The organism is Pseudoalteromonas sp. TAB23 (assembly GCF_000498075.1).
Lineage (GTDB): Bacteria > Pseudomonadota > Gammaproteobacteria > Enterobacterales > Alteromonadaceae > Pseudoalteromonas > Pseudoalteromonas arctica.
On the sequence record NZ_AUTP01000005.1, the window covers coordinates 1 to 9,718 of the forward strand.

A 9,718-nucleotide genomic window follows, 5' to 3' on the forward strand; every position below is an offset into this window, starting at 1 on the left:
GTTGTATGCGCTAGCGTCGGCGCAGTCGTGTCGCTTTGGTGCACAAGCCATCCCTGCAAGCAGCTTAGGGCTCCCAAAAGAACTGGCTAAAGTGATTGATGGTATGCTCTCTAAAAGTAAGGCACAACGTGATGGTGCCGGTGATTACTTTATGCGTAATATTACAACTATGGCTAAAGCGTATTTACCTGAGCTTGATAAAAAACAAAAAAAAGCAGACATTCCTTTTTGGTATGGCAAGGCCGAGCAACCCGACACGGTTGTATATAGTTCACGAAAACAGTTTTTACGCCAGGCCGATCATAATCAGCAATTACTTGATATAAACGATGCTCAACTTGACCGTTATTATAAAGAGTTTTTGTTTGATACCGGCGATACCGAAAAAGCATTTTTAGCATCAATAAGCCGATTAGCTAAGTACCCTGTTGTTGGTGGGCTTAGTTTTCATTGGAAGGATGAGTCGATGTTTGTTGAATCGTCTTTAATTATGCATGACGAATCATTGGGTGATGCCTTTAGTGATGCGATTAATAACACGGTGATGCTTGCGCAAGCGATTAATCAAAAAGGGTTATTTAAGTGTTGTTTGTTTGATGCCCGTAAAACCATTCAATTAGAGCGAGATGGCACGGGTGCATTTAAGTTTGATAGCCTACCAGAGCTTGAATACGAAGTTGTAAGCATGAAGGCAAACGACATAACCCGCCCGCATTCATACTTTGAAGACGGTAAAGACCCTGATGAGCAACTACAGCTACCTAAAAAAGTTATTAAGTGCGTATTTGAGCTTAACCAAATTCATCATACGGGGTGTATTATTTTTGAAGCACTGCCGGACAGAATGAAGATTCACCATTACTACCGCTTACTCGATTCGAGCAAAGAGGTTGAGTTTAAACGTTTGCTAAATAAACTTATGCAATACGCGGTAAATATTACGGACGTGGGTGTTGCGGGCTTTATGAAGCTCCCATATAAAAACACCCGTGAGTTTAGTTTATGTGAGCAGAAACAAGAGCATTACTTTCCTAAAAACCCCAAGCTTGTATCTTTATAGAAAGAACACTTCACTAAAGAGTGTTAAATAAGAAGACAAAGATAAAAAAGAGCACAAATTGGTTTAACTTGTACTCTTTGCCACTTAATTATTTAGGTAAGTATTACTAATTATTAAACACCTTACTAAAGGGCCACGTTGGTGATAGCTCAAATTGATGAGTTAGCTTTTGCGTTTTTTTAATCGCTGTAATTTGATAGTGCTGCTTGTGCTCATTGTTACTAAATAGCTTAACGTTAAAGTTAACCTTGGTTAGTTTACTAGGCAAAGAGTAGCGCCCAGTAATGGTTACTTGGTCTATATTGTCGTTTTTATGTGTATGAGACGCTTCTGGGTTTAGCAAAAGTCCGTCAATAGTAAATTTATATTGATGATCCGCTAAATAAACGTTCTTTTTAATTCGCTTACTTATTTTTTTTTTATGAGCATTGAACTCAACTATTGATACTTTGCCATCCTTGTTTTCATCAACCCCTTTAAAAGCCGACATAGGGATTGAAAGCACAATAAACACGTTATTATCAACAAAATTCAGCGTACCGTGCTCTGCAACCATTAAATGTGCGTTTGCTAAATTTGGCATAATCAACAAACCCAAAGTAGTCATACTCAGTAGACCTCTTTTTGTATAAGGCATAACTTACTCCTAACTAAACTTCGCCTTTAACGCAGCGTTGAAAAAATGGGTAAGTGTCTGTTGCGTAGTAGTGGTATATCCCATCAGGAAACTCAGGCGTTACACCAACGCGGCCATTACATTCATCTAAATCACCAGAGCCTGCTACGTATTCCCAATCTTGTGCAAATGTACCTAACGGGTATATATCGGTAGAAGGGCGGTTTGCACTTTCGGTTGTTACCTGTTGATAGCTACCGGTCATTGCGGTTAGGGCTGAAGTTGCATCACTTGAGTCTGAATAGCCGTAACGTGCATATATAGGAAAGCCATCTGCTGCCCAGCCTATTAGAGTCATAGTGGTGCTATTGCCACCTCGCATTGCTACAAAGCCTTCTGGCATACCATGATAGTGATATGTGCCATCGGGTTGTACATGTGCATTGTTGTCGTCTGTTCCAAAACTAAACGTGTCTTGGCTTAGGGCTTCTATATTCCAGTTGCCGCTGTTGTCGCCTAAATCGCAATCGGTGCCAGAATCATCACAACTTCCGCCTGTACCAGCGTCTATTTTAATGCCATTAAGTACAACGCCTATCATTCCACGAGGACCACCAAGCATGGTTGCTTGTGTTGTTTCTATAGGCTCAAGTGTGTAGCTTTCATTTACTGATTGTTCAGAAATAGTATTTGGGTTATCAGCATTAGGGAATGTGCCTACTTCGTGATCGGGTATGCCATTAGCTACTAAGTCGCGTGTAGTTCCTGTGCATGACCAATCTGCTGCGCTGGTGGCTTGTACTGACTCTGATTCGTTATATTCACTGTAGCTATATTCACAAAGTACACTTTGGGTTGAACTGCTGGTACCTGTGCCATTATCTGTGGTGGTTTGTGATGAGCTTTCTGTAGTTGCTGAGCTATCAGCTATGCCTTCTCCACCTCCACATGCAACTTACGATGAAACAATTAAAGCAAGAGAAGTGAGCTTTAAAGCATTTATCCTATTTCGATTTTTATTATTAAGTGCGTATTGTTTCATTGCTGCCTACCTGATCAATTAAGTTACTCAAACAATAATCAGCAATTGTGCAAATAGTGTGTAAACAATGATGACAAATTAGCAATTATGTAAATAGGCGGAGTATTAAAGCTAAGTTGAGATTTAACTTTATGAGAATGTGTTTTATTTTAAAATTTCAAAAAGTTAAACTAATGCCAAAATAGCTAATATAAAAGGCTACCTAAATGGCTAAAATAAAACCTGTAGTAACGCTTCAAAGCCACGGCATTTACTCAAAGTGGGATAGTGAAAGTAAAACGTTGCCGCAAATAGAGCAATTTACAACAAATGTAATAGCTGAGGTAGATATTGAGTTTGGCTTAATCGTAAATATTAAAAAAGGTAAAGGCGAAAAGCTTCATTACTGTATTTACCATCCTGATATTCCAGGTAGTAACGGTGATGTAATGGACCCTTTTGAAGGCGATGTATACGTTAAAAACAGTAATTGGAACTTTTATTTAGGCGATACGCTTTGGTTGCCAATAGAAAATAAATTGGGTGATTGGCGTATGACGATTGAACTAAATGGAAAAATCATTGCTGATAAAACTTTTAATGTGGCATTAGAGGCAGAGCGCACCGAAACAGATTTTTGGAAAAACCGAGGATATTAATTGTTATTTATTGGCTATGTAACACGGAAATAATTGAAGTTAATGAGAAAATAGTCGAAGAGCTATTTATAAACAGCTCTTCAACCTTAAATTAGTAAGTTTTTAGTTACCCCAAGGGTTACTAGAATTAGAACGCTGTTTACGATCGCGAGCACGTTGCTTAGATTCTTTTTTCTCTACAATACGTTTAGCATCAACAAAACTAAGTTCACACGGCTCACCCGGTTTATGATCAGCTGGGATCACACGATCTCGTGGTGGTAATTCGTATTGAACATCATCAGGCTTAGGTAAGTTTTTAAGGCGGTAAAGGTAAAAGTTATCTACTTTTTCTTGTGCCCATTGTGTTTTACGTAAAAATTTAACCGCAGACTTAACATCAGGATTATTTTTAAAGCAGTTAAGTTGTAAATAAGCGTGTAGGAGTTCCCACCCGTATTGTTCAACCAGCTCTTCAACCACTTGTTCTAATTTTACGCCTTGCAGTGGGTTATTACTGAAAAGTTCTTGGTTGCTCATAGGTGTTGCCTCGTTATTAAAATACAAATTGCATTATAAATTTAATAACGAGGCTTTAACAGAGTAAATAGCTTAACTTTGGCAATTAACTACAACACGACCACGAATTTTACCTTCCATAAGTTGCTCTGCGTTATCGATTACGTGTTCGAGTGATATTTCTGTCGAAATTTTATCTAAATAATCAGCGCTTACTAATTTAGCTAAACGATCCCATGCTTCAATTCTGTCGGCTTTAGGGCGCATTACGCTATCAATCCCCATTAACGATATGCCACGTAATATGAATGGCGCAACAGACCCTGGTAAATCCATACCTTGTGCAAGTCCACAGGCGGTTACTACACCTCCATATTTTAATGATGCACATATATTTGCCAGTGTATGGCTACCTACAGAGTCTATTGCCCCTGCAAAGCGCTCTTTTTGCAGAGGCTTGCCTGGGTTTGATAGCTCATTTCTGTCAATTACGTGTTTAGCGCCTAACTCTATTAAGTACTCACTTTGATCTAATCGGCCCGTTGCTGCTGTTACATTAAACCCAAGTTGATTTAATAAATAAATAGCAAAGCTGCCTACGCCACCATTAGCACCAGTTACAAGTATCTCGCCAGATTCAGGCGTAATACCTTGTTTTTGAAGTGCTATAACACTTAGCATAGCGGTATAACCCGCAGTGCCTATTTGCATTGCTTGTTTTGGTGAAATACCTGCAGGCAAGGGGATTAGCCAATCGCTATTAAGTGCCGCTTTTTGAGCAAGTCCGCCCCAATGTTTTTCGCCTACACCAAAGCCATTTAATATTACGTTATCGCCGTTTTTAAATTCATCGCTGGTGGAATTTGTAACCGTACCCACTAAATCAATACCTGGCACCATAGGAAAACTACGTACAACGGGGCCTTTACCCGTAATAGCTAAACCATCTTTATAGTTAAGTGTGCTGTATAGCACGTCGATAGATACGTTTTCGTTTGGTAAATCACTATGTTCGATAGTTGATAATGAAGCGCTATAGTTATTATCTTCTTTATTAATAACAATGGCTTTAATTGGGTTACTCATGGGATATCCTTTTAGACCGATCGTCTTTTAATTGGTAAATAAAAACACATTAGGTTAATAATGCGCGTAAAAACATTTCTGTATACAAAGTAAGTGGAGTATTTGATTTTGTGAGCTTGGCGCGCATAACAGCACCTTCCCAACCTATCCAAAAGTACTCACTCATCAATTTTGTATTTACATGGCTTGCAATAGTGCCTTGTTGCTTAGCTTGGTTTAAGCAAACCTCTACATGGTTTTGCCAAGCGGTGTAGCTTTGCATTAATCTGGTTTTAAACTCTTCACTTAAATGGTTAAGCTCTTGATTTAAGTTACCGACTAAACAGCCACGTTTGTAATCGTATTTTTTCATCCCTTTAATTGCGCTTTGGGTAAAATTAACGATTCGCTCAAGTGGGGGAACATCTTCTTGCTGTAGGTAATGGGTAAGCTTGGCAATAAAATAACTGTCGTATGCATCAACTAACGCAATACCGTAGGCTTCTTTACTTTTAAAGTAATGATAAAAAGAGCCTTTAGGTACAGCTGCTTTTTTTAAAATAGTATCGAGCCCCGTGGCGCTAAAGCCAAACTCAGTTAATGTTTCTAGGCCCGTGCGAATAAGTAACGCTTTTGTATCGGCGTTTTCTCTGGCTATTTTAGGTGGGCGACCACGGCGTATTGGTGTTGATGTATTTTTGTTCATGAACTTATATTAGACCGATCGACTTTAAATAATCAAGTATAAATTTAAATTGTTTAAAAATAGTTCAAATTTAGGGGCGGGCTACTAATTTAAAATTAATGAAATAAAAGTGTCACGATTACATTTTTGTTTGGAACTTAGTCAATATTAGTCGGTCACAATTAAAGCACATAAGTGCTTTTTAGCGATTATTAAATCGCCAATTTGTTTTTACGAACCGGTCAAATTAAATGTTGTATGACCACTTACTTTTTTAAATGTTAATTCATTTTTGCATCAGCAGCTTAGTTAAAGTCAAACAATTTAATTGCTTTTACAATTTGAATTTTACATTTTTATTAACTATTCATTAAATGTAGATTTCACTAATGCTACACAATATATAAATAAAAAGGTGAGGATATTACCGATGAAGAGACAGAAAAGAGATCGTTTAGAAAGAGCTCATTCTCAAGGTTTTAAAGCAGGTTTAGCAGGTCGCTCAAAAGAGCTATGCCCTTATCAACAAGTAGATCCAAAATCAGAGTGGTTAGGAGGTTGGCGTGAAGCGATTGAAAACCGCAACATGTACAAAACCTAAAATCAATAATCGAATTTAAGCAAAAAGGCCTCCACATTGGAGGCCTTTTTGTTTGTGCGTTTAAAAATTAAAATGCACTAGTGTCTTGGAACAAGCCCACTTTTAAATCTTTTGCTTCGTAGATTACTCGGCCATCTACTTCTACTGTGCCATCGGCAACGCCCATAAACAATTTACGTTTAATTACGCGTTTCATTACAAGACGGTAAGTTACTTTTTTATTAGTTGGTAAAATTTGGCCAGTAAATTTAACTTCACCCACACCTAGCGCACGGCCAAGACCAGGGCCACCAGACCAACCTAAGTAAAAACCAACTAGTTGCCACATAGCATCTAGGCCTAAACAACCTGGCATTACTGGGTCGCCTTTAAAATGACAATCGAAAAACCAAAGGCTAGGGTCAATATCAAGCTCAGCAACAATTTCGCCTTTCCCATGAATACCACCATCAGCAGTAATAGAGGTAATGCGATCCATCATTAACATGTTGTCACTTGGTAAACGGCAGTTACCTTCACCAAACATTTCACCTTGACCACACAGGATCAACTCTTCTTTTGTATAGCTATTTTTAGGTTCCATAACACTTATCTTCGCTTAGAAATTGCCAAGTACTTTAGCGTACACTTGTACGCTAAACAACTCGGAGCAGTTAAAAAATCAAAATATTGCATATTAAATCATCAATCAATCAACGCGATTGGTTTTTGCACTATAAAACCGCGCAATTACAATCAGAAATCATTATAATTAACGCTGTCTTATAACCAGTCTAAAGGAAGTTTATGATCCTTTTTGTTAACTCACTAACTGTGATTGATTTTTCTTACTTATGTAACAAACGCGGCGCCGTTGGCGAGAGCTGGATTGTTGATTTAACTTTGCACGGTAAACTTAACGAAGAGTCTATGGTTTTAGACTTTGGTTTAGTTAAAAAGCAAATTAAAGGCATTATAGATGAGTGTATTGATCACCGTTTAGCAATTCCTACAGGGCTTAATGGCACTGTATCTGAATTTGACGAGCATAAAACACTCGATTGCACATTTGGTGAAAATAATCACTTAGCTATGAGTGCTCCTCATCAAGCTTATTGCATGATTAACGCAGACGAAGTAACGGTTGAATCGGTTACTGAATTTTTAATTGCGACTATTTTACCGAAGCTACCAGATAACATTGAAAAAATTGAGCTGTCTCTTAAGCCTGAACACAGCCAAAGTTTTTACTACCATTACAGCCATGGCCTTAAAAAGCATGACGGTAATTGCCAGCGTATTATTCATGGGCATCGTTCTCAAATTGGTATTAGCCTAGATGGCATCTCTATGCCGCGCTTGCAAAAAGAATGGTCTCAAAAGTGGGAAGATATTTACTTAGCCACCAGCGAAGATCAAATTAACGCACCTGATTTAAAACACATAACAGCCAAAGCGGGTGATGTATGTTTTGCTTACACGTCGGCACAAGGCTATTTTGAAATGGCGATTAGCGAATCCCGTTGCGACATTTTACCAGTAGACACCACTGTTGAATGTATTGCTGAACATGTAGCTGGCCAAATTAAAGCCCAATATCCAGAAAAAGCAGTGAAAGTGACTGCTTATGAAGGTGTTGGAAAAGGATCGATTAGCTATGTTTAAAACACTTTTAGCAACAGCGCTTGTTGCCTCTGCTAGCTTTAGTGCTATGGCTCTTGAGTTAAAAGGGCATTTAACACAAGGCGGTTTAGTTACTGGAAAGCTAGAAAACGCTAAATCAGTAAGCTTAGATGGTAAAAGCTTAAAACTTTCGCCAAATGGTGACTTTGTATTTGGTTTTGGGCGTGACGCTGAAACGACTCATACTTTAAAATGGGTAGATAACACGGGTAAATCGCATTCTCAGCCGCTAGCCATAACTAAGCGTGAATATGAAATTGATAAAATTACCGGCGTGGCTAAGAAGTATGTTTCACCGGCAAAAGAAGTCAGTGCACGTATAAGCCGCGAAGCAGTTGCTGTTCGTAAGGCGAGAGAAGTTGATTCTGATTTACTGTACTTTTTAGACCCTGTGTTAAAGCCTGCAGAAGGGCGTATATCGGGTGTTTATGGTAGTCAGCGTTATTTTAATGGCGAGCCTCGTCGTCCGCACTTTGGCTTAGACATCGCTAATAAAACAGGTTCTCCTGTTTACGCGCCAATTAGTGGTACCGTGGTATTTTCTGAACCTGATTTATACTACTCAGGCGGTACATTAATTATTGATCATGGCCATGGTATTACCTCAACTTACATTCATTTAAGTAAGCTTGATGTAAAAGTGGGTGACAAAATTAAGCAAGGTAACAAAGTGGCTGAAATTGGTGCAACAGGGCGTGTAACGGGTCCTCACCTAGATTGGCGTTTTAACTGGAAAGGCGAACGCCTTGATCCTGCATTACTAATGCAAGATACATTAGCAAACAAAAAGTAGAGATTATGACTGAAGTAAATCGCGATGCAATAATTGCTCAGCGTATTGAAGACTCAACCACATCGGTAACTAAAACTGTGTTTCCAGGGCGTACCAATCATCACAATACTTTATTTGGTGGTGATGCACTGGCGTGGATGGATGAAGTGGCATTTATAGCTGCTACTCGTTTTTGTCGTAAACCTTTGGTTACCATATCTTCCGATAGAGTTGATTTTAAAGAAGCGATACCAGCAGGTACTTTTGCAGAGTTAATTGCTAAAGTAGTCCATGTAGGTAACACCAGCTTAAAAGTTGATGTAGATATACTATTAGAAACTATGCACAGAGATGATAAGCACTCTGCCATTAGTGGTAGCTTTACGTTTGTTGCTGTCGATGATAATCACAGACCAACACCGGTAGTATGCGATAAAATGATTTATGGTTTTGAGTAATTTAGAGCTTTAAAGACGCGGTAGAGTAACATTGTATAAGCACCTTAATTGGTGCTTATATAGAAAACCATAAAGAACACATCATACTAAATATTTATTAAATGTAATCTCAACAGCTCAGTTAATATTGACTAATAAAGTAATCAAAATAGAGGAGTAATTGATAGGGATAAGAATTGTTAGAACCAAAAAGGCATGCTTTAAACATACCTTTTTGGTTATCTTCAGCTTTTAATTAAATTTACGAATACTTACATGGATACTACTTAAAGCACCATTGCAGCAATCCAGCCAAATATAAGCAGTGGAATGTTAAAGTGAATAAACGTTGGAATAACAGAGTCTCTAATATGGTCGTGCTGGCCATCTGCATTTAAACCTGATGTTGGGCCAAGCGTTGAGTCTGAAGCAGGGGAGCCTGCATCACCTAAAGCGCCCGCAGTACCAACAAGTGCAGCGGTAGCCATAACAGAAAACCCGAGGTCTAAACATAAAGGAACAAACAAAGTTGCAATAATAGGCACTGTTGAAAACGAACTACCAATTCCCATTGTAATTAATAACCCGACTAACAAAATAACACCGGCGGCCAAAGGTTTATTACCATCTAAAAGGGCGGCT

The 9,718-nt window shown here is 38.6% G+C and carries 11 protein-coding genes and 2 pseudogenes; 6 read left to right on the forward strand and 7 right to left on the reverse strand.

Annotation, left to right across the window (positions count from 1 at the left end):
• Positions 1–1,060, forward strand: a pseudogene (locus L654_RS0100055) (serine/threonine protein kinase); the annotation flags it as partial.
• A gap of 106 nt (positions 1,061–1,166) precedes the next feature.
• Here the strand turns inward: L654_RS0100055 and L654_RS0100060 are convergent.
• Both L654_RS0100060 and L654_RS01000000125275 read right to left on the reverse strand, forming a co-directional pair.
• Positions 1,167–1,697, reverse strand: a complete 531-nt coding sequence (locus L654_RS0100060; protein WP_024606892.1) for a hypothetical protein — start codon at positions 1,695–1,697, stop codon at positions 1,167–1,169.
• A gap of 13 nt (positions 1,698–1,710) precedes the next feature.
• Positions 1,711–2,718 (reverse strand): annotated as a pseudogene (locus L654_RS01000000125275) (YHYH protein).
• Between the two features lie 206 nt (positions 2,719–2,924).
• On the opposite strand from L654_RS01000000125275, the gene L654_RS0100070 reads away from it, so the two are divergent.
• Positions 2,925–3,356, forward strand: coding sequence for a DUF3859 domain-containing protein (locus L654_RS0100070; RefSeq protein WP_024589315.1), 432 nt, complete (start codon positions 2,925–2,927; stop codon positions 3,354–3,356).
• Positions 3,357–3,458: 102 nt separating this feature from the next.
• Here the strand turns inward: L654_RS0100070 and L654_RS0100075 are convergent, their stop codons facing one another.
• The 3 genes from L654_RS0100075 to L654_RS0100085 form a co-directional block, all read right to left on the reverse strand.
• Positions 3,459–3,875, reverse strand: a complete 417-nt coding sequence (locus tag L654_RS0100075) for a VF530 family protein (protein WP_007582761.1) — start codon at positions 3,873–3,875, stop codon at positions 3,459–3,461.
• Positions 3,876–3,947: 72 nt separating this feature from the next.
• Positions 3,948–4,940: an MDR family oxidoreductase gene (locus tag L654_RS0100080; protein ID WP_024606893.1), complete on the reverse strand. Its 993-nt coding sequence runs from the start codon at positions 4,938–4,940 to the stop codon at positions 3,948–3,950.
• A gap of 49 nt (positions 4,941–4,989) precedes the next feature.
• Positions 4,990–5,625 (reverse strand): TetR/AcrR family transcriptional regulator, encoded by a 636-nt coding sequence (locus tag L654_RS0100085; RefSeq protein ID WP_024589313.1) that lies wholly within the window; start codon positions 5,623–5,625, stop codon positions 4,990–4,992.
• Between the two features lie 409 nt (positions 5,626–6,034).
• Here L654_RS0100085 and rmf point away from each other — a divergent pair, with 409 nt between their 5' ends.
• Entirely contained in the window at positions 6,035–6,205 is a 171-nt protein-coding gene (rmf, locus tag L654_RS0100090; RefSeq protein ID WP_002960897.1) for a ribosome modulation factor, read from the forward strand.
• A gap of 67 nt (positions 6,206–6,272) precedes the next feature.
• Here rmf and fabA read toward each other — a convergent pair whose 3' ends face one another.
• Complete coding sequence (gene fabA, locus L654_RS0100095) at positions 6,273–6,788, reverse strand: bifunctional 3-hydroxydecanoyl-ACP dehydratase/trans-2-decenoyl-ACP isomerase (RefSeq protein ID WP_002960896.1); 516 nt, start codon at positions 6,786–6,788, stop codon at positions 6,273–6,275.
• A gap of 203 nt (positions 6,789–6,991) precedes the next feature.
• Between fabA and L654_RS0100100 the strand changes: the two genes are divergently transcribed.
• The 3 genes from L654_RS0100100 to L654_RS0100110 are packed head-to-tail and all read left to right on the forward strand — an operon-like array spanning position 6,992 to position 9,097.
• Entirely contained in the window at positions 6,992–7,849 is an 858-nt protein-coding gene (locus L654_RS0100100; protein WP_007582754.1) for a 6-carboxytetrahydropterin synthase, read from the forward strand.
• The gene (locus tag L654_RS0100105) at positions 7,842–8,660 is read left to right on the forward strand and encodes a M23 family metallopeptidase (protein ID WP_024606894.1); all 819 of its coding nucleotides are present in this window, start codon (positions 7,842–7,844) and stop codon (positions 8,658–8,660) included. Before L654_RS0100100 ends, L654_RS0100105 begins: the two co-directional genes overlap by 8 nt.
• Positions 8,661–8,665: 5 nt before the next feature.
• A complete protein-coding gene (locus L654_RS0100110) occupies positions 8,666–9,097 on the forward strand; it encodes an acyl-CoA thioesterase (protein WP_024606895.1) in 432 nt (143 codons plus the stop codon).
• A 266-nt stretch (positions 9,098–9,363) separates the two neighbouring features.
• Here the strand turns inward: L654_RS0100110 and L654_RS0100115 are convergent.
• A partial coding sequence (locus tag L654_RS0100115; protein WP_024606896.1) for a Na+/H+ antiporter NhaC family protein occupies positions 9,364–9,718 on the reverse strand: 355 nt, incomplete at its 5' end.